A 19578-nucleotide genomic window follows, 5' to 3' on the forward strand; every position below is an offset into this window, starting at 1 on the left:
CAGGGCACAAAGAAGCTGCTTTTGGCACGCATTTGCACGCAAATCACTACAGGGTCGACCTGTAGCCGATGGGATATTATAATAACCTGATTAAGCAATACCGTTTTTTATCGCTTTTCAGGGAGGCAAGCCATGTTGTTCAGGCTTCAACAACAAGCCATTGTCGTGTTTGTTTGGCTTATTGGGTTGATGGTTCCTGCATATGCCTGCCCGACTGCAGCGGATTTGGCAGCCACAGGAACCGTGCCGGGCGCCGCAATCCTGGCCGACTGTCTGGAACTTGCCCGTTTTGACATCCCCACTGGACGCGGTGTGGTGCAGGGTTCGATTTATGGCACACCTGAAACCGACCTGAACAATGTGCGCGAGATCGAAGAAGCCCTGGTCAGGTCAGGCAATACCTTGCAACGGTTTCTCGCTCTGGGAACGGAACCGATAGACGTCTTTGTTTCGGCAACACCGTATATTTCGGATGACACAGCAAGTGACACAGGCGCCACAGCGGCCCGTTCGGTTACAACTGGTCCTGACAATCCGCCAAAATGTGTGATTTCGGTATTTCCCCAGGCAGAATCGGCCCAGTACAAATACACCATTGCGCATGAATTTTTTCACTGCGTCCAGTTCAGCGATTTCAGCCATGCCGAAGGACAGCTTGGCACGGCATGGTGGGTCGAAGGCACTGCTGAATGGTTTGCCAGCATGGTTTATCAGGGCACCCCCTATTCGGATGATTGGGTCGCGGGTTTTGACAGTGATTCAGCAACAACCCCGATCACAGAGATGGAGTACGAAACCGTTGTCTTTTTCTGGTGGCTCAGCCAGACCTATGGACCCGACAGGGTGGTCGACCTGATGGAGGCCATGCCGCGTAGCAGAGGATCACAGGAGGATGCTCTGGCACGCGTGCTCAATGATTCAGAGTTCCTGAAGTTCGTTAAGGATTATCTGGAACGCAAGATCACCCAGCCCGGTGGCCGATCGTCGGTCTCTACCCCGCTAGAAGGCGAGCGGTACAAGATTGACAGTGAAACCGAGATGGTGCTGGAAGCCCCAAGATTTGTGACCTATCGGGCGCATCTGGAATTTGCATGCGGAGGCTGGACCACGAAAACCTATGATCTAAAAGGACAATACGCCACCATACGCCAGCCCGAGATCGAATGGAAGGAACTGCCGGTTGATTTCCGTTCCAATAGCGAAGGCGCGATCCGCTTTCTGGTTGCCGGTGCAGCCACCACTGAACCGGGGTTTCGCATTGGCCTACAGGCCAGAAAAACCCCGTGCATCCCCTGCCAGACCCCGGAATACAGCGACGGGCCACAGGCCTGCCTGATCGGCGAATGGCATCTGGCAAGCGGCGGTATGGGGGCAAAAATAGGGAAAATGCTGCAGGATTCACCAGCTTTGGGAATGGTGGATTACCCCGATCTGGATGGCTTGTTGATATTCAGACCGGACGGAACCTTTACGTTGCGCGCCGACGATAATGGCAGCATGGAAACCAAGACCCCAAGTGGCGGGATATTCAGCGCGGAAATATCGTTGCGGCTGGAAAAAGAAGGCACCTGGTCCGTGGAAGGTGATAAATTGATCCAGTGTTACATGCCAATCAAATCAATAGAGATTGAACAGACGGTAACAACTCCGGAAGGCCTTACAGAAAAGATTGAAGCCAACCGCTATCTGGGGCCACCCCTTTCCTATACGGAAAAACGCCAATTCACCTGCACAGACAACCGTCTGGATATCATCCAAAAGGCTTTTCTGGCTCCGACAATAGAATGGGGTTATGAAAAGTGATATTGGAGAGAAAGAGATCGTATTCACGGGACACGCCTGCCTTTTTCTTTTGACAGCATTCCAGTGACCGGCAAGACATGCAACCACAAACAGGACTACACCACCCCGCTTTATGCAGGTATGGGGCGCATCACGTTTTTGGCGGCAGCGGTGGCGGTGGTGGCGCATAGAATTGTTGCATTGTCCCGCCTTCTGATTGCCGAAAAGGGGTTCGCATCCGGACTTCGAGCTATGCCCAAAAGTTGGTGACGCAGTAATCAGGCGGCATGTTTTTCCTGCTTGATCCCGTCCTTAAATTCAACCCCTTCGATGATTTCCGGCAATCGGAATGCGCCGTCGAGTTTACGCCATTTCTTCTTTGCCGACATCATCAGGCGGAAGGTCATTGCCAAGGCGGTCTTGCGCCCGAGGCAGCCTTTGGTCTTCTTCGTTCGGTGCCGCACGGTGGCAAATATGCTTTCGATGGGGTTGGATGTGCGGATGTGTTTCCAGTGCTCGGCAGGGAAGTCGTAGAAGGTCAGCAGCACGTCCCGGTCCTTGGTCAGCTTCCCCACGGCACGCTCGTATTTCACGCCATAGGCTTCGATGAAGAAATTGAACGCGGCCTCGGCGTCCCGTTTGTTCTCGGCCATCCAGATGTCCTGTAGATGGCCCTTGGCTTTGGCTTGCAGCGACTTCGGCATGGCATTCAGGACGTTGCCGGTTTTATGCACCCAGCAGCGCTGCTCCCGGGTCTCACCGAACACCTCCCGCAAGGCGTTCCAGAAGCCGAGCGCGCCATCACCAACGGCCAGATCAGGGGCTTTTCTGAGGCCACGACGTTGCAAGTCCGCAGCAGTTCACGCCAGCTCTGGCTGCTTTCTCGATACCCGTCCACGAGGCCCAGAACATCCTTGTTACCCCACTCGTCCGCGCCGATGATCACCAGCATGCATTGCTTGTCAGCATCCGTGCGCGGCTTGAAATAAACCCCGTCGGCCCAGAAATACACATAGCGTTTGGCCGACAGGTCACGCCGGTTCCAACGCTCGTATTCTGCCCACCACTCCGCCTTCAGGCGCGAAATCGTGCTCGATGTCAAACCACCCGCATCAGGCCCCAGAAGGGCCGCCAGTGCTTCGCCGAAATCACCCGTGGAAATACCTTTGAGATAGAGCCAGGGCAACAACTCCTCGACCGACTTTGCCCGGCGCAGATACGGCGGCAGAAGCGTCGAGGTGAACCTGATCTTCTCCGCCCCCGTGCCACGATCACGCACCCGAGGCACATTCACCGGGACAGGGCCGATCCCCGTCATCACCTCGCGCTCCGGCAGGTATCCGTGGCGAACAAGGCGCTGGCGACCGGCCGAATCCCTCAAATGCGCGTGTTGCGCCATCAGATCACAAACCTCGGCCTCGACCGCCTGTGCCAACAGATCCCGCGCGCCTTTGCGCAAGATATCCGTCAGCGGATCAGGTGAAATTTCGGCTGGATCGGTAAACTCCAAAATAGTATCGTCTTCCATGTGGCATATCCTTTTCTCTCTGAGAATCGCGGCGCGTCAACACCGCCATGATATGCCACCCAATCACCCCATCACCAACTTTCGGGCATTACTCCCGGACTTCTGTGCCATTGTTTTCCGCCTGAACCTGCGCCTGACGCAGGGCCTCGGCGGTTTTTTGTGACCAAGGCAGACTATAAGCCCGTGGCGAATTGGTCTGCGGCAGGATCAGCCACAAATAGATGGCTTTGCCCTCAACATTCAACGATGCGACAACGACCACCTCGTCGCTGGCGCTCTCCAATAGGGCCAAGCGGGCCGGTTTGGGTTGGCCGAGCAATGCAGTTCCTGCCAGATAACTGGCGGCAAGTAGTCCGGCAGCGATGCCCAGCGCCAGAACTTTCATGCCGATATGGGTCGGCGCCTTGATGACCAGCGCGGCCAATGCCAGTATCGGCACCAGTATCAGCAGGAAATACAAAAACAGCTCCAGCATCCGTGCACCCCTTTTCTATCCCAAGTTCCGCAAGTGTCTTTGCAATTGATTCAGGCTGCCGGACACCAGCGCACCATGTGCATCAAGTCGAAACCGCTGAACCGTCACTTCCTCGCCCTCGCGGCGCAGTGTTACTTGTCGCGATGTGATTTTGGTCAGTGCGCCGGTGGCCGCATTACGTAAAGAAATAACCACACTCACGGTGATCGGCGGAGGGTCGTTTCCAAGCCTGAACAGATGCAGGTTGACGATATATTCCCCGGCCGGCGCCCCGTGGCTGAAGGCAAATTCATAATTCAGATTGGTCAGATCACGACTGAGACCCAGATCATCACGCAACAGATCAAACGCAACGCCGTTCTTGCGCGAATATCCCACCGGTCTGTCCCCCGGCCCCATGACCCACAGGTCGACATCGCTTTGCAGACCGTCGCCCCAGCGGGCCTCGACCACGACATTACCGGCTGGCCGCGCGCTTTCCTTTGCTGCAGGCGGGTTCAAATGCGGCAACAACAGCACGACAATGGTTACAAACCCCAGCAAGGTCAGCATCAATACGTCGCGAAAAACCGTGGCATCGCCTTCGCCGGTGGGGTCAAGATCGTTCATTGTCTTCTCCCAGCGCCACCAGACCATTGATCAGCCCGGCCGCCCCTGCCGCCAACATCCGGTAATTCGCAATCAGCCAGAGGTTCAGAATCGCACCTTCCAGTGTTGTATATAGCGCCACCGACATCCCCGAGATCAGCCTGGATACCATTGCGGAGGTTTCCGAAAGATTGGTCGCGCTTTGGGCCGACACACCGGACAGGGCAATGATAAAACCCAGCACCGTGCCGATAAGGCCAAGCAAAACAAGGCTGCTTGCTACATGAAAAACGGGCGAAATCCGCGACCCTATCTGGAACCGCAGTGTCGAGGCCGAAATCGCCCGGCTGCCTGCACTTCTGCCGCGAACATTCTCGATATACTCTGCTGCCAGCGTTCCCGAACAGGGGTTATGCGCACATACACAGTTGGTTTCGCAAGCAACTTTCCAGGTTTTGATAAAACTCATACCCAGACCGAACAGGAAAACGGTGGCAATGATATAGGTCAGGCCGGTTATATCCGAACTGAAGACAAGCTGTGCCCAGCCATGCACAAAAGCGACGGCAACCAGTGCTACAGCTGCCAGATTAAAAAGGGCCATCCACAAAACAGTTGTATAACCACTCGATGGCGGGCGGATATCTTGGATTTGTTTGGTCTCTCCGTTAAGCCCGAACGCGCCGGACTTGTTATCAAGCGGCAGAACATCAACTTTCATCTTCCGGCTCCTTGTATGGCGTCCTTTGTTAAACGTGGGGACGGGATTGGGCCGTGAAAATAGCTGTTCTTGCGAACGTGTATAACCGTGAGCACACGAAACTGTAACCCGGTCCGTGTCATTTCCGGTCTACATCGCAATTCAAACCGAATATCCTGACCGGGATAAAAAATTTTCGAAATCCCGTCATTTCCCCCTTGCGGCCCGACGCGTCCGCGCTATATATCGCCTCACGATTGGTTAGCGGGCGTAGCTCAGGGGTAGAGCATAACCTTGCCAAGGTTAGGGTCGTGAGTTCGAATCTCATCGCCCGCTCCAATTGGAAACAAAACGGCGTCACCTACGGGTGGCGCCGTTTGTTATTTACGCCCCGGCACTGATCACACCATCGTTAAAAGTGTTTGATTGCCGCCGCCCTGCCCCTATGCCACCAAAACAGCATGGAAAAAATGCCCAACTCTGTTTACCGCTACATCTTTCAAAAATCATTTTGGCAACAAGTCATCGTAATTTCGCTTACGCTGGTTTTGTTACCGCTGGCCCCGGTGCCACTGGAATTGCAGCGCCGGATTCTGGATGATGCGATTTTGCAAAAGGATACGGACCTGCTGTTCAAACTGGCAGGATTCTATCTGCTAGCAATGCTTGTCGCCGCCGGATTCAAATTCGCCATGCGCACCCAGCGTGAATTGATCTCGGCCCGAGTGGTGCGCTCTTTGCGCCAATCCGTGTTCTTTTGCATGTACACATTTGTGCCCAAACTGCACCCCGTAACCAAACCCGCCGATGTTGAACATGTTGACGAAGGGGCCGTGGTCTCGATGTTGTCGTCCGAAGTGGAAAAACTGGGCGGCTTTGCCGGGTCCGCCATTTCCGGCCCCCTGCTGGCGATTGGCACATTGGTGTCGGTTCTGGGCTATATGTTCTGGGTCGAACCCCTTGTCGCATCGATCGCGCTGGCGCTTTACTCACCGCAATTCATCATCGTGCCATTCTTTCAGGCCCGCATGAACCACCTGTCGCGTAAAAAGTCCCTGAAAATGCGCGAGTTGGGATCCTTTATCATGGAAAACCCCGAAGAAGACCTGCGCAACTCTGATCCGCCGCCCCTGTTCAACACATTGGTCGAGGATATTCTGGGCCTGCGCACCCGTTTTATCGTCAACAAGAACGTGATGAAAACCATCAACAACCTGCTGATTTCGCTTGGCCCCTTTGGTGTCATCACCTTTGGCGGCTATATGGCAATTCAGGGCAAGGTCGATGTCGGCGTGATCCTTGCGTTTATATCCGGTCTGGAACGTCTGGGCGGCCCGATCCGCGATATTGTCGGATCTTACAGCCAGATCACGGACGCACGGATGCGCTATGCCACCCTGCTGGATGCCTTCTCGGATGAACATATTGATAGCGCGGGGATGATGGGGGTGCGAGCCTAAGGCTGGCAGGAAAACCGCACCCGTCCCAAGAACCGCCGCACAATGCTTGGCATCGTCCCCCGCCGCGCTTATAGAGACGCGAACACTTTGTTTGGAGGCGACAATGCGCACAGCCAAAATCACCCGTAAAACGGCGGAAACGGATATTTCGGTTGAAATCAATCTGGACGGCACCGGCCAATACAGCAATGAAACCGGCGTCGGGTTCTTTGACCACATGCTGGACCAGCTGTCGCGCCATTCGTTGGTGGATATGACCGTGCGTGCCAAGGGCGATCTGCACATTGATGATCACCACACGGTCGAGGATGTGGGCATCGCGCTGGGGCAGGCTCTGGTCGCCGCTGTGGGTGATAAAAAGGGCATCCGGCGTTACGGCGAATGTCACTTGCCGATGGATGACGCACAGGTCGCCTGTGCGCTGGACCTGTCCGCGCGTCCGTTTCTGGTGTGGAATGTCGATATGCCCACGGCCAAGATCGGCACATTTGACACCGAACTGGTGCGCGAGTTTTTTCAGGCGCTGTCCACACACGGCGGCATCACCCTGCACATCGATATGATCCACGGTTTCAACAGCCACCACATCGCCGAGGCGGCGTTCAAGGCGGTCGCGCGTGCCCTGCGCATCGCGCTGGAAACCGATCCGCGCAAGGCTGATGCGGTGCCCTCGACCAAAGGGATGCTGTAGGTGCTGACGGTTCTGATTGACTACGAAAGCGGTAATCTGCACTCGGCCGAAAAGGCGTTTCAGCGGATGGCGGGCGAGGTTGATGCGGGCGAGGTGATTGTCACCTCGAACCCCGATGACGTGCTGCGCGCCGATCGCATCGTGCTGCCCGGTGACGGCGCCTTTCCGGCCTGTAAAAAGGCCCTGTTCGACCATTCCGGCCTGTTCGAGGCCACCCGCGAAATGGTGATCGACAAGGGGCGCCCGTTTCTGGGGATTTGCGTTGGCATGCAGATGATGGCCACCTGGGGCCGCGAATACGAGGATACCCAAGGCTTTGACTGGATCGGTGGCGAGATCGTGAAGATCGAGCCATCAGACCCTGCGCTGAAGGTGCCGCATATGGGCTGGAACGATCTGGTGATCGACAATCCGCACACTGCCCTTACCGGTGTTAACACCGGCGATCACGCCTATTTCGTGCACAGCTACAAATATGTGGTGGATGATCCGGCGCAACGTCTGGCGCATGTGGATTACGGTGGCGATATCACCGCGATCATCGGACGCGACAACATGCTGGGCATGCAATTCCACCCCGAGAAAAGCCAGAGCGCGGGGCTGCGGCTGATCTCGAATTTTCTGGCGTGGAAACCGTGAGGCAGGTAGTGTCGCGAGTTTGGTGGAAATTCGAGGACGGCGTAATCTCCGGGTGCATCGAAGCCACCCAACCGGCGGCTGGAACCGCCAAGGAGATCACGCCATGACAAAGAATACAGCAACATCGACATCCGCGCTACTGGCCAATGAAGCAGGCTATGACCCGATTGAAGACCGGCTGCGCCAGAACATCCGCGCGACGATCGAGGCGGTTTTCGAAGAGGAGCTGGAGCAGTTTCTGGGCCGTTGCCGGTATGGCCGCAGCGGCGGGGCAAAGGCCGGATACCGCCACGGGCATCGCGAGCGGCAACTGGTCGGAACATTTGGAACCGAAACGGTGCGCGTGCCGCGTGCGCGGATCACAGGCGAGGCCGGCAAGGCCAGAGAATGGCGCTCGAAGGCATTGCCCCGCTACCAGCGGCTGACGAAGAAGGCCGAGGCGCTGATCGCTGCTGTCTACCTTTCGGGCACCAACACACGGCGGGTAAAACGCGCCCTGTTCGGCCTGTTTCAGGGGGCGGTCAGCAAGGATGTGGTGAGCCGCGCCTGGCGCAAGGTGAAGGTGGACTGGCAGGCGTGGTGCGCCCGCAGCCTTGCGGATGAAGACATCGTGCGGCTGATCCTGGACGGCACCGTGATCAAAACGCGGATTGACAGGAAGGCCACCAATATCTCGGTTCTGGCCGCGATTGGCGTGCGCCGGGATGGGCAGAAGGTCTTGTTATCACTGATGAACATGGGCGGCGAAAGCACCTCCGCCTGGCGTCAGTTCATCAACGATCTGGATGCGCGCGGGTTGAAACGGCCCGAATTTGTCATCGTGGACGGGGCACCGGGACTTGAGGTCGCTCTCATTGCCCTCTGGGGTGAAGATCTGCCGATCCAGAGGTGCACGGTGCACAAGCACCGCAACCTTCTGGCCAAGGCACCCAAGCGTATGCATGATGAGTTGACAGAAGATTACCGCGACATGATCTACGCCAAAACACCCGAGGAAATCGCCACCCGCCGCAAGGCATTTCTGCGAAAATGGCGGCTGAAATGCAAGGCCGTCGCTGACAGCTTGGAAGAAGCAGGAGATAAGCTTTTCACCTTCACGCGTCTGCCACAAGGCCAGTGGAAATCGGCCAGAACGACAAATGCGATCGAACGCCTGAACGAGGAATTCCGCCGCCGCATCAAGACCCAGACCGTGCTGCCATGCGCCGAGACCGTGCCGATGCTGCTTTGGGCTCTGATGGCCTCGGGGCAGATCGTCATGCGAAAGGTCGATGGCTGGGAAACGCTCGCTCAGCCCGTCGCCGACGCAACCCTTGACCAAGCCGCCTGACCGGCGCATAACTCAACCCGCTCGGAGGTGCCTGAAATCAATTTCCACCACTTTCGAGACACAACCGGACGTCTATCGCGCGCTCGAGTTGTGGCCGTCGCTTCACAGGTTTTACTTGAAGCATTCTCACGGAAAATTTTGCCAACGCGGGCCGCGTTCAACGCGCAGATATGACGATCAAGGGATTGTCCGAGACTGGGTCTGACCTGCTTCCCAATAAATCCGCGTTCATAGGTTAGCTCTGTACAGGTTTAGGTCCATGATGGATCGTTAATATATTCCCATGGTGTTAATCCACCCAGGCTCGAATGCGGGCGGATCAGGTTGTAGTCGTGGCGCCATGCCGCAATCAAATGGCGGTCAGGCCGCCCCCCTACCACGGGCATCAAGGTGCAGAGATAATGCGCTTTCCGCACCAGGAAGGTTTGGCTGATTTGCCCCCTGAATGCGTTGCAATACCATGAACACCATTCCTGCGTGATTTCGCCTGTTCAGCGGACAAAGCAGTCAAACCGCGAGCGTGGGATAAATGGGTCCTGCTAAACTACAGGCTACCAGTTTCGGCAACGTGACACCGCCTTGGAAAAAAGTGCTTTCCCATCGATATGGATTGCCTGGGGATCATAACTTATGCGTTGCGTATTCTGCATCTGGTTAAAGTTAAAATGACCGGCGGCCATCATCGCTGTACCGAATGCAGTCAGTTCTCCGCCGGATTGAACGGTGATGGTCTTTTGCAGAACATCGGCAAGGAACTGGCAAAACCAGGGATTGTTCGACAGGCCCCCGTCTATGGATATAGTTTGCCCGACCGGGGTTAACTGTTGCATCGCGTCGATAACCTCGGCCGCGCGAAATGCGACGCCTTCTAGAATTGACTGCACCATATTAATCGCGGTGGTATCGAGCGACAGGCCAATCCACATACCTGCGGCAGACCCATCCCAGTGCGGGCACCCCAAACCCGTCAAAGCGGGCACAAATGCAAGGTTTCGTGAAATCGCAGGCGGTGCATCAAATGCGTTTATTTCGGCAAAGTTGTTAAATAGTCCCAGCGACCTGGCCCAGTTTAACGCAGATGCCGCGCTATAGACCCCACCATCCAGCGCGAAAACAGCTGGCTTTCCTGATTGCTGCCAGGCGACGGTGGGCAGCAACCCTTTCTCGGGGGCCCGCACAATTGCACTACCGGTTGTCGCAAGCGCAAAGGCACCGGTGCCAAAGGTAATTTTTTCGTCCCCCGTATTACGGCAACCATGCCCGAAAAGTGATGCCTGTTGATCCACGACACAGGCCGTCAACCGGATATGTCGCTCTCTGACATGAACAGTGCCAAAATCACTCATCGTTGGTTTGATCTCGGGCAGGATTTCAAGCGGAATTCCAAATAGATCACAAAGTTCACTATCCCACTGCCCCGTTTCAAGATTAACAAGCGATGTGCGAGATGCAGTTGTTATATCGGTTGTGTAATTTCCGGTTAGCCGGTCGATAAAAAAGGCATCGGTTGTTCCCAATCGCAATTTACCTTGCGCCAGAAGAATGCGCGCCTCTGGAATATTCTGGAGAATCCATGCCAATTTTGAAGCTGAAAAATAAGGATCCAGCGGAAGTCCGGCCTTTGCCAATGTAAGTTCTTCGGCCCCGTCACTTTTCAGTCGGGCGATGGTGCTTTCGGTACGGCGGTCCTGCCAGACAAGAACCGGAGATATCGCCTCGCCGGTTTCGGCATGCCATGCCAGACAACTTTCACCTTGGTTGGCTATCCCTATGGCATCAACCACTCCGGCAGCTTCGATACATTTCAACACATTGCCAAGCAATTCTTCGGGATCGTGTTCTACCCACCCTGTTTGCGGATAAATCTGCCGGTGTTTGCGGCTACAGACAATGCCCCCTGTTCCAGATTCATCCAGAACATATCCCCGGGTACTGGTGGTGCCCTGATCAATCGCCGCAAATCGTTTCATACCAACGGGTTCCCAAGATTGCTTTCTAAACAGTCACGAATCTAATGAATGAATAAACATCCGACTAATAGGTGTCAGCATATTGTTCCCGCAACACTTTTTTCTGCACTTTACCCATTGTATTGCGCGGCAGTTCGGAAACGATGAAAACCTGTTTTGGCTGTTTGAACCGCGCCAGCTTCCCACCAAGAAAGGTCTGGACCGTATCTGTGTCGATCTGCGCGCCATCATTGGTGACAATCACGGCTGTTACAGCCTCGCCAAAATCTGGATGCGGCACACCGATCACGGCAGATTCAATTACGTCGGGCATTTCATCAATGATTGATTCAACCTCTTTTGGATAGACATTATACCCTCCCGAGATTACCAAATCTTTTGCCCGCCCCACGATTGAAATGCGCCGGTTTTTGTCCATCTCGGCCATATCTCCGGTAATGAAATATCCGTCTGCGCGAAATTCTTCGGCGGTTTTTTCCGGCATCTGCCAGTAGCCGGCAAATACATTCGGGCCGGCAATTTCCAGAACGCCAACCTCGCCATAGGGCAGTTCGTTCCCGTTCTGATCTGCGATGCGTGCTTTGACACCGGGCAGCGCAAAGCCCACGCTACCTGCAATGCGTTCCCCGTCATATGGATTGGACGTGATCATGCCCGCTTCGGTCATACCGTAACGTTCAAGGATTTTGTGCCCTGTCAGGTTTTCGAATGCGTTGAAGCTCTCGGCTAACAAGGGGGCAGATCCGGAAATAAACAAACGGATATTACGACAGGTATGTCGATCAAAATCCGGTGTTTCCAGCAATCGGGTATAAAAGGTCGGAACACCCATCATAACGGTCACATGTGGTAAGGCTTTGATGATCTGATCTGTGTCAAATTTGTTATGGAAAACCACCTTCGAGGCATTTAACAACGCACAGTGAAGGGCCACAAACAGGCCATGAACATGAAAGATCGGCAGGGCATGAAGCAGCACATCACCGGGCACCCAGCCCCAGTAATCGTGTAGCACCAACGCATTGCTGGAAAGGTTGCCATGGGTCAGCATCGCCCCTTTTGAACGCCCTGTGGTTCCCGATGTATACAGAATGGCCGCCACATCATCTGCATTGTTATTTGCGATAGTGTGATCGGGCACCAATTTCAAAGCCCGATTGATAAAACTACCAGTGCCATCACCGGCCAACGTCAGGATCGTGATGGCAATTTCGTCTGTAAATGCTTTGACAAATTGCTCTTTCGAATTCGGATCGCACACGATTAATCGTGGCTTTGCATCTTCGACGAAATAGCGAACCTCGGTCAGAGTGTAGGCAGTGTTCAAGGGGATATACACCGCCCCTGCACGCAGACAGGCCAGATAAAGCAACACGGCTTCGGGTGATTTTTTCACCTGCACAACCACACGATCCCCTTTGTTGACACCGCATGATTTTAGAACAGCCGCATAACGCCCTGACAAAATTTCAAGGTCAGCATATGACAGCTCTCCACGGGCATGTTCCAGAAATACGTCGCTTGTATCTTTCGGGAACCGCGATTGGAAAAGCCCGAACAGGTTATGGCCGATATGTTTTGTCATGCGGGTATCCCCTCAGTGGGAACGGAAGCGGGTTTTGGTTCGATTGGACGCAAGTCCAGCCCGAGAGCTTCCTCCAACACCAATGCTGATGACAGCAATGCATGTTCCCCCCGTGGCCGCCCGACCATCTGCAATCCGACAGGCAACCCGTCGCGGGTAAATCCGCAAGGCAGCGACAGCGTTGGCAGCGATACCAAAGTGATGGCATAGGCGATCGCCAGCCAATCAATATAGGACTTAAACGTCTGGCCATTGCAGGACGTAACAAAGCGTTGCTCGACCGGATAAGGGCCGACTATGGTGGTGGGCACAAGCAACAGATCATAGGTTTCGAAAAATTCTAGAATTCGTTTTCGGATGACAGCCCTTGTTTTGGTTGCTTTGGCGATATCCTTGAAACTTTGCCGTCTGCCGATCTCAAGGTTTTCCGCCAGTTCCGGTTTCAGCTGGGCCATAATGCCATCTGGCATGTCGTTCATTGACAGGCTGAATTCATGGGCGCGTAGAGTGTGATAACATTCATGCACACCAGAAAAATCCGGAGATGCTTCCTCAACGGCCACACCCAATTCCACAAACCTCTGCGCGGCACTCTGACAAATCTCGGCTATTTCGGAATCGACAGGTGTGATCCCCAGATCGGCACTGAAGGCCACCTTTAACGGTTTCATTCGCGATTGCGCCGCCGTCAGATATGATATTTTTGGTGCCGGTACAGAAAGCGGGTCACGCATATCCTGCCCTGCCATAGCATCGAGAAACAAGGCTACATCTTCTACAGGGAACCTCTGTAAATTCCCGTTTTCGCCTTCTTCGCGGCGGGGTGGACGGTTTTTCGCCTGTCCCGCCTGATTGCTTCGGATCATAAACCCATTTTCACCGGTTTCAAGCCGGTTTTGGGTATTTCAGGCACACCTCACCCCATGAACCCTTATCCCGGCGCCGCCAGGCCGCATTCGAACTGGACGAAGCGCTTCATGTTGTAGACCAGGTTCATCATCCCGATGCGAAATCGCGCCCGCTTCAGGCCGATGGAGCGGATCAGCTTGCCGCCCATGGAGCGCTCCTGAAAAGCGAATACATGCTCGACCCGGACCCGCACTTTCGAGCGCCTCCGGTTGGCCTTTTGCTGGCGCTCGCCAAGCGGCTTGCCGCGCCTGCCCTTGTGATGGATATGGCTGTGAAGCCCCCGCTCTTCCAGCTCGCTTTCGATCTTTTGCGAGCGATAGGCGCTGTCGGCCCACAGGTCCGATGAGGTGTTGCTCGCATCAATCAGACCGGCAAGCGCCTGGCTGTCATGCACGGCGGCATCGGTGACATCATAAGCGCGGATGAATTTGTGCCGCCGGTCGACATTGATGTGGTTCTTGTAGCCGTAATAGCTCTTGCCGTGCTTCTTCGTCCAGCGCGCATCCACGTCCTTCTGGCGCTTCTTGTGGGGTTTTTCCTCCCACTCTTCAGGCGTTTCGCCCGCCTTGATTTTCTCGTTCTCGTCCCTTTTGTTGTGCTGGCGCGGCGCCGGAACGATGCTCGCATCAACAATCTGCCCGCCCATCGCCAGATAGCCCTTTTCGCGCAGAAAGGCATCGAACTTGTCAAACAGCTCCTTCATCTTCCCGGCCCCGGCCAGCCTTTCACGGTAGGCCCAGATGGTCTTGGCGTTAGGTACGCTGTCTTCAATGCCAAGGCCGAGAAACCGCATGAACGACAGGCGGTCGCGGATCTGATACTCGATCTGATCGTCAGAGAGGTTGTAGAGCTGCTGCAAAACCATCGTCTTGAATATCAGCACCTCATCCCAAGGCGGGCGGCCAGCGTTGGATTTGCGCTGTTCGGGCGGCGTGCGCCATATGGCCTTCAGCTCGTCCCGGTAATCCTCGAACGGCACCATGTCGTTGAGCAACACCAGCGGATCACCAGATTTGTCCAGTCCCGCGTATCGGCTGGAAAGATCAAAAAATCCCATCTGACCCATGACAAAACCCCGTCGGTCGAATCATTTTCATCCTGATGACGATTCTACCCCGTCAGGCCGGATTTTGGGGGATTTTTAGAGGTTCCCTAAAAACAATACCCACTATAACTGGTTAACGCGGTTAAGAACAGCGTCGCAAATTCCGTGTGTCACAGCAAACGCAGTTATTTTAGCTCGTTTACTTGATCCGCACCCAAGTGCCGCCATTACGGCAAATCCCGAATACACAGCCCTTGATGGTCAGCTTATTGCCGTTCATCGTCATCTTGGAACTATAGGTCTTGTCCCGATCCGGCGCCCAAACCTTGCCGCTGTCGTAATAGCCGTCGCCTTCGGGCACCATATTCCAGATGATCCGCTTGCCGATGTTTTCCGACGCCAGCGGCGCGCCATTACTATCGAAAGATTTGATTAAAACACCGCATACCTTGTCCCCGCACATCGAAATCTTGATGTGGCCAAAGTTGCCGTTGTCGTCTTTGGCGGTTTTCCAGATGCCTTCAACCGGATCAGCAAACCCGGGGGTTGCCAGTGCGATTACAAACGCAGAAATCAGTCCCAGTTTTTTCATTTTATATCCTCCCTTGGGTAATAACCTCTATCCTGCGCGGGACGCGTATCCATAGCAAGCCTTACGTTGGGACGCCGCAAGCGCTTTGCATTTCCTGCTGCTTCATGCAAAACAGCCCTGAAACATCTGCAAAGCAAGGTTTGACCCCATGATCCTTTACCCCGCGATTGACCTGAAAGACGGAAACTGTGTGCGCCTGATCCGTGGTGACATGGCGCAATCCACCGTGTTCAACAACAGCCCCGATGCGCAGGCCCGTGCCTTTCAGGATGCCGGCTGCGAATGGCTGCATCTGGTCGATCTGAACGGTGCTTTTGCGGGTGAACCAGTGAACGGTGCGGCGGTTCAGGCGATCCTTGCCGCAACCGATGTCCCTGCCCAACTGGGCGGCGGTATCCGCGATATGGCGACGATTGAAATGTGGGTGACAAAAGGGATTGCGCGGGTGATCCTTGGCACCGTGGCGGTGGAAAACCCCGATCTGGTGCGTGAGGCCGCCAAAGCGTTTCCCGGCAAGGTGGCCGTGGGGATCGATGCCCGCGACGGGCGCGTGGCCACCAAGGGCTGGGCCGAGGAAACCGACGTGATGGTCACCGATCTGGCGCGATCGTTCGAGGACGCTGGCGTGGCCGCGATCATCTACACCGACATCAACCGCGACGGCGCGATGCAGGGTCCGAACGTAGAGGCCACCGCGGCGCTGGCAAATGCGGTGGACATTCCGGTGATTGCCTCGGGCGGGGTCAGCTCGATGGCCGACCTTGAGGCCCTGCGCGATTGTGGTGCGCCGCTGAACGGGGCGATTTCGGGGCGGGCGCTTTATGACGGAGCGATTGACTTGGGGGCGGCACTGGCGCTGTTGAGGGGATAACACGTGTCGAAAGTTGTCAGGGCCAGTTTACCGCCGCAAAGTATGCTGCACGGGATCAAACAACCCGACGACTTTCTGGATTGCTATAGATGCGAAACCACGGTTGATGTGGATCAGGCAGCGAACCGCGCAATGGATTTCCCAATGTGGGTTACATGGCTTATGAAAATCCGTAACATTGTGGTCACGCCATTCGGGCTGCGAACCGATCTGGGCGAAGGCGAAACCATCGGCTTTTTCCCGATTGTGCAGCGCAATGACACTGAAATCATCCTGGGCTTTGACGACAAGCATCTAGATTTTCGCATCTCGATCCTGACCGATGGGCACCATGCTTACGGGGCCACATGGGTGCGGCGGCACAACCGGCTGGGGCGTATGTATCTAGCTGCGATAATACCGTTCCATGTAGTGATCATGCGCAATGCTATCGGGCGGATAGAATAATGGGCGCCGATTTCTCTGGGTTTGCCAGATGACCTCCCTCACCACCCTGTTCCTGCTGGCCTTTTCTGCCGCCACCCTGCTGCCCGGCGGATCCGAAGCGGCACTAGTGGCGATGGCGGCGCTGTCCGAACACACCACCCTGACGCTGCTGCTGGTGGCCAGTGCGGGCAATATCCTCGGCTCGGTGCTGAACTACGCCCTTGGCCGCCTTGCCCTGCATTATCAGAACCGCAAATGGTTCCCCGCCACCCCCGCAGCACTGGACAAGGCGCGGGGCTGGTTTACCCGTTGGGGGCAATGGGCGGTGCTGCTGGCATGGGTGCCCATTATTGGCGATCCGATCACCGTGGCGGCAGGTGTGATGCGGATGAACTTTGCGCTGTTTCTGATACTGGTCACAATCTCGAAAACCCTGCGTTATATGGTGGTGCTGGGGGTGGTCGGAGTGTTTTTCTAGCGGACTTGACCCGTCACGCATTCTGCAAAAGGCTGCCACATCAAAGGAGCGCCTGTATGGAGATGCAAGCAATACTTATGATTTTCGTGTATGTCGCGCCGATGGCGGGCCTGGTGATCTGGGCTTTTGCAACGATGCACCCCCGCTATTGCACAGAAAAAACCTTGTTCCTGCGTAACAGGGCCGTTGCGGTCGGAATCATAACGATGTGCCTTGTAGCGGTCATTGTTCTGATCACATGGCAGGCATTTGAACTGGGCTGGTGCAACAGCGGATTACTGTCACCCGTGGAATGCAGCGACCTGCCTGATGAAATCGGCAGATACCTGTTTATAATCTACTTTCCGGGCGCAGTATATCTGGTCGCTGTCTGCCTGCCTGCATTGCTTTTGTTTGCCATTGCCGAGTGGATAACCCGCCGCAAATTTCGCAATCACTTGGAAGAAAACGCGGCGGGGTAATCGGTTTACTCGGCCACAGCCTTGCCGGTCAGGGCGCCCAGCACCTTGGTCAGTTTCATCACGATCGGCGCATCTGCCGGAATGTCGTATGGGGCCAGCATATCGGCGGGGTTTTCATAGGCCAGCCAGACTTTGCCATCGGCGTCCTGATAGGCCAGCACACGGGCGGGCAGCACCAGACCGGCCAGCGGGTTCATCTGCATGGCGGGCGTGCCCACCTCGGGTTTGCCGAAAATCAGTAACGCTTCGGGCGCCAGTTCTTCGCCGATCATCTTCGCCCCTTTGGCGTGTTCCACACGGGCAAACACCTTGGCCCCCGCCCCTTCGACAACGCCTGTCAAACGGTCCAGCGATTCAGCCACCGAATAAGGGCTGGCAACTTTGATGATTTCGGCATTGGCAAGGGTGGCCGCCAGCGAAATAGCGGCAGCAAGGGCAAATTTAAACATTGGTAAACTCCGTATAAGGTTGTGTTGCGCGTGTCCGTGCGACCCTCGTCAATGCATCCGCTTCTGTCAAAACAGAATACATAACTTCCCCGTGATCACGCAAAAAACCGCCCATGATCAATGCAATAGCGTGACCCCTTGTCGATATTGACATCCCGCCATAATCCGTCATCATCCGCAAATTCATTATTGGAGTATTCATTGTGAAATTTTTCCCAGCTTTGATCCTGGCCCTGCTCCCCACCTTTGCCCATGCCGAGGCCACAGGCGGCTATGGCGGCAGCTATGAAGGTGATATCGGCGGCGCGATTCTGGTTGGCGTGCTTATTCTGGTGGCCATCATCGGCATTATCCGGATGACACGCAAAGGGCGCAAATAACCGCCGCCTGCAACAAAACCGGATCAGATGCAAACCCGCCATTGTCACGGGCGCGCGGGCCTTTTATGACAGGGGCATGTTGAAAACCCGTATCATACCCTGCCTGGACGTTGCCGAGGGCCGCGTTGTCAAAGGCGTGAATTTCGTCGATCTGGTGGATGCCGGCGATCCGGTGGATGCCGCTCGCGCCTATGACGCCGCCGGTGCGGACGAGCTGTGCTTTCTGGATATCAAGGCCACACATGAAAACCGCGGCACCATGTTTGATCTGGCCACCCGCACGGCGGAACAGTGTTTCATGCCGCTGACCATAGGCGGGGGCGTGCGTAACTCGGACGATGTGCGCAACCTGCTGCTGGCGGGGGCCGACAAGGTGTCGTTCAATTCCGCCGCCGTGGCCAACCCCGATGTGATTGCCGATGCGGCCAACCATTTCGGGTCGCAATGCATCGTCGTGGCGATTGACGCCAAAACCGTTTCGCCGGGAAAATGGGAAATATTCACCCACGGCGGGCGCAAAGCGACAGGCATCGACGCTGTGGAATTTGCCAAATTGGTCGTGTCCAAAGGGGCCGGAGAAATCCTGCTGACCAGCATGGACCGCGACGGCACCAAACAGGGCTTCAACCTGCCCCTGACCCGCGCCATATCAGACGCGGTGCCGGTGCCGGTGATTGCGTCGGGCGGGGTGGGCACTCTGGATCATCTGGTCGAAGGCGTGACGATCGGCGGCGCCTCGGCGGTGCTGGCCGCCAGCATCTTTCACTTTGGCACCTACACCATTGCCGAGGCCAAACAACACATGGCCGACGCAGGCATCCCGATGAGGCTGACATGAGCATTCTTGAACGACTGGCCGCCACGATTGACGCCCGCAAAGGCGCTGATCCCGACAGTTCCTGGACCGCAAAACTGCTGGCCAAGGGGCCGGAAAAATGCGCCGAGAAGTTCGGCGAAGAGGCGGTGGAAGCGATTATCGCAGCGGTTCGGGATGACAAGGCGAACCTGACGTATGAGGCGGCAGATGTGCTCTATCATCTGCTGGTGATGCTGGCAGCGCGGGACGTGGATTTGGCGGATGTTCTGGCCGAGTTGGAACGGCGCGAAGGGGTGTCGGGGATCGAGGAGAAGGCGGGGAGGTGAATATAGGGGCCCACCCTACACCTGCACATGCCAGCAGAAAGTCCTGTAAACCTTCAATATGAGCTTATGAAATATA

General features: G+C 55.6%; 21 protein-coding genes, 1 tRNA gene and 2 pseudogenes. 13 read left to right on the forward strand and 11 right to left on the reverse strand.

From position 1 onward, the window contains the following. Nucleotides 1–132: 132 nt before the first annotated feature. Nucleotides 133–1803, forward strand: coding sequence for a hypothetical protein (locus ACQY4M_RS05180; protein ID WP_428541662.1), 1671 nt, complete (start codon nt 133–135; stop codon nt 1801–1803). 257 nt (nt 1804–2060) lie between these two features. On the opposite strand, the pseudogene ACQY4M_RS05185 reads toward ACQY4M_RS05180, so the two are convergent. From ACQY4M_RS05185 to ACQY4M_RS05200, 4 genes and pseudogenes are all read right to left on the reverse strand, one after another. Then, nucleotides 2061–3310 (reverse strand): annotated as a pseudogene (locus ACQY4M_RS05185) (IS256 family transposase). 88 nt (nt 3311–3398) lie between these two features. After that, nucleotides 3399–3785, reverse strand: a complete 387-nt coding sequence (locus ACQY4M_RS05190) for a hypothetical protein (protein WP_428541665.1) — start codon at nt 3783–3785, stop codon at nt 3399–3401. A 15-nt stretch (nt 3786–3800) separates the two neighbouring features. Beyond that, a complete protein-coding gene (locus ACQY4M_RS05195) occupies nt 3801–4394 on the reverse strand; it encodes a hypothetical protein (RefSeq protein WP_428541668.1) in 594 nt (197 codons plus the stop codon). Then, on the reverse strand, nt 4381–5094 hold the full coding sequence (locus ACQY4M_RS05200; protein WP_428541671.1) for a MotA/TolQ/ExbB proton channel family protein: 714 nt from the start codon (nt 5092–5094) through the stop codon (nt 4381–4383). The genes ACQY4M_RS05195 and ACQY4M_RS05200 overlap by 14 nt, the downstream gene beginning before the upstream one ends. A 243-nt stretch (nt 5095–5337) precedes the next feature. Here ACQY4M_RS05200 and ACQY4M_RS05205 point away from each other — a divergent pair. The 5 genes from ACQY4M_RS05205 (at nt 5338) to ACQY4M_RS05225 (ending at nt 9193) form a co-directional block, all read left to right on the forward strand. Next, nucleotides 5338–5412: transfer RNA gene (locus ACQY4M_RS05205), tRNA-Gly, on the forward strand. A 131-nt stretch (nt 5413–5543) separates the two neighbouring features. Continuing rightward, nucleotides 5544–6533 (forward strand): ABC transporter ATP-binding protein, encoded by a 990-nt coding sequence (locus ACQY4M_RS05210; RefSeq protein ID WP_428541674.1) that lies wholly within the window; start codon nt 5544–5546, stop codon nt 6531–6533. Nucleotides 6534–6636: 103 nt separating this feature from the next. Continuing rightward, the gene (gene hisB, locus ACQY4M_RS05215) at nt 6637–7224 is read left to right on the forward strand and encodes an imidazoleglycerol-phosphate dehydratase HisB (RefSeq protein ID WP_428541677.1); all 588 of its coding nucleotides are present in this window, start codon (nt 6637–6639) and stop codon (nt 7222–7224) included. Then, the gene (hisH, locus tag ACQY4M_RS05220) at nt 7225–7863 is read left to right on the forward strand and encodes an imidazole glycerol phosphate synthase subunit HisH (RefSeq protein WP_428541680.1); all 639 of its coding nucleotides are present in this window, start codon (nt 7225–7227) and stop codon (nt 7861–7863) included. It abuts the gene before it with no gap. Nucleotides 7864–7966: 103 nt separating this feature from the next. After that, the gene (locus ACQY4M_RS05225) at nt 7967–9193 is read left to right on the forward strand and encodes an IS256 family transposase (RefSeq protein ID WP_428539582.1); all 1227 of its coding nucleotides are present in this window, start codon (nt 7967–7969) and stop codon (nt 9191–9193) included. A 228-nt stretch (nt 9194–9421) separates the two neighbouring features. Here ACQY4M_RS05225 and ACQY4M_RS05230 read toward each other — a convergent pair. From ACQY4M_RS05230 to ACQY4M_RS05255, 6 genes and pseudogenes are all read right to left on the reverse strand, one after another. Then, nucleotides 9422–9561: pseudogene (locus ACQY4M_RS05230) on the reverse strand (integrase core domain-containing protein); the annotation flags it as partial. Between the two features lie 183 nt (nt 9562–9744). Next, complete coding sequence (locus ACQY4M_RS05235) at nt 9745–11163, reverse strand: FGGY family carbohydrate kinase (protein WP_428541683.1); 1419 nt, start codon at nt 11161–11163, stop codon at nt 9745–9747. A 64-nt stretch (nt 11164–11227) separates the two neighbouring features. Next, the gene (locus ACQY4M_RS05240; protein WP_428541686.1) at nt 11228–12748 is read right to left on the reverse strand and encodes a malonate--CoA ligase; all 1521 of its coding nucleotides are present in this window, start codon (nt 12746–12748) and stop codon (nt 11228–11230) included. Further along, nucleotides 12745–13614 (reverse strand): amidase, encoded by an 870-nt coding sequence (locus ACQY4M_RS05245; protein ID WP_428541689.1) that lies wholly within the window; start codon nt 13612–13614, stop codon nt 12745–12747. The genes ACQY4M_RS05240 and ACQY4M_RS05245 overlap by 4 nt, the downstream gene beginning before the upstream one ends. Before the next feature lie 65 nt (nt 13615–13679). Continuing rightward, nucleotides 13680–14723 carry an IS5 family transposase gene (locus tag ACQY4M_RS05250; RefSeq protein WP_428541692.1) on the reverse strand — a complete coding sequence of 348 codons (1044 nt, stop codon included), beginning with the start codon at nt 14721–14723 and terminating at the stop codon, nt 13680–13682. A gap of 178 nt (nt 14724–14901) precedes the next feature. Next, nucleotides 14902–15294, reverse strand: coding sequence for a DUF2147 domain-containing protein (locus tag ACQY4M_RS05255; RefSeq protein ID WP_428541695.1), 393 nt, complete (start codon nt 15292–15294; stop codon nt 14902–14904). 148 nt (nt 15295–15442) lie between these two features. Here ACQY4M_RS05255 and hisA point away from each other — a divergent pair, with 148 nt between their 5' ends. The 4 genes from hisA to ACQY4M_RS05275 are packed head-to-tail and all read left to right on the forward strand — an operon-like array spanning nt 15443 to nt 17530. Then, the gene (gene hisA, locus ACQY4M_RS05260) at nt 15443–16165 is read left to right on the forward strand and encodes a 1-(5-phosphoribosyl)-5-[(5-phosphoribosylamino)methylideneamino]imidazole-4-carboxamide isomerase (protein WP_428541698.1); all 723 of its coding nucleotides are present in this window, start codon (nt 15443–15445) and stop codon (nt 16163–16165) included. Nucleotides 16166–16168: 3 nt separating this feature from the next. After that, nucleotides 16169–16612, forward strand: coding sequence for a DUF2867 domain-containing protein (locus ACQY4M_RS05265; protein ID WP_428541701.1), 444 nt, complete (start codon nt 16169–16171; stop codon nt 16610–16612). 28 nt (nt 16613–16640) lie between these two features. Continuing rightward, nucleotides 16641–17069: a YqaA family protein gene (locus ACQY4M_RS05270; protein WP_428541704.1), complete on the forward strand. Its 429-nt coding sequence runs from the start codon at nt 16641–16643 to the stop codon at nt 17067–17069. Between the two features lie 56 nt (nt 17070–17125). Next, nucleotides 17126–17530, forward strand: coding sequence for a hypothetical protein (locus ACQY4M_RS05275; protein ID WP_428541707.1), 405 nt, complete (start codon nt 17126–17128; stop codon nt 17528–17530). Nucleotides 17531–17535: 5 nt separating this feature from the next. Here ACQY4M_RS05275 and ACQY4M_RS05280 read toward each other — a convergent pair whose 3' ends face one another. Then, entirely contained in the window at nt 17536–17979 is a 444-nt protein-coding gene (locus ACQY4M_RS05280) for a DUF302 domain-containing protein (RefSeq protein WP_428541710.1), read from the reverse strand. A gap of 203 nt (nt 17980–18182) precedes the next feature. Between ACQY4M_RS05280 and ACQY4M_RS05285 the strand changes: the two genes are divergently transcribed. From ACQY4M_RS05285 to ACQY4M_RS05295, 3 genes are all read left to right on the forward strand, one after another. Then, nucleotides 18183–18359, forward strand: a complete 177-nt coding sequence (locus ACQY4M_RS05285) for a hypothetical protein (RefSeq protein ID WP_428541713.1) — start codon at nt 18183–18185, stop codon at nt 18357–18359. 76 nt (nt 18360–18435) lie between these two features. After that, nucleotides 18436–19197: an imidazole glycerol phosphate synthase subunit HisF gene (hisF, locus tag ACQY4M_RS05290; RefSeq protein WP_428541716.1), complete on the forward strand. Its 762-nt coding sequence runs from the start codon at nt 18436–18438 to the stop codon at nt 19195–19197. Next, complete coding sequence (locus ACQY4M_RS05295; RefSeq protein WP_428541719.1) at nt 19194–19502, forward strand: phosphoribosyl-ATP diphosphatase; 309 nt, start codon at nt 19194–19196, stop codon at nt 19500–19502. Before hisF ends, ACQY4M_RS05295 begins: the two co-directional genes overlap by 4 nt. Nucleotides 19503–19578 lie beyond the last annotated feature (76 nt).

Source organism: Profundibacter sp., assembly GCF_965277155.1.
Lineage (GTDB): Bacteria > Pseudomonadota > Alphaproteobacteria > Rhodobacterales > Rhodobacteraceae > Profundibacter.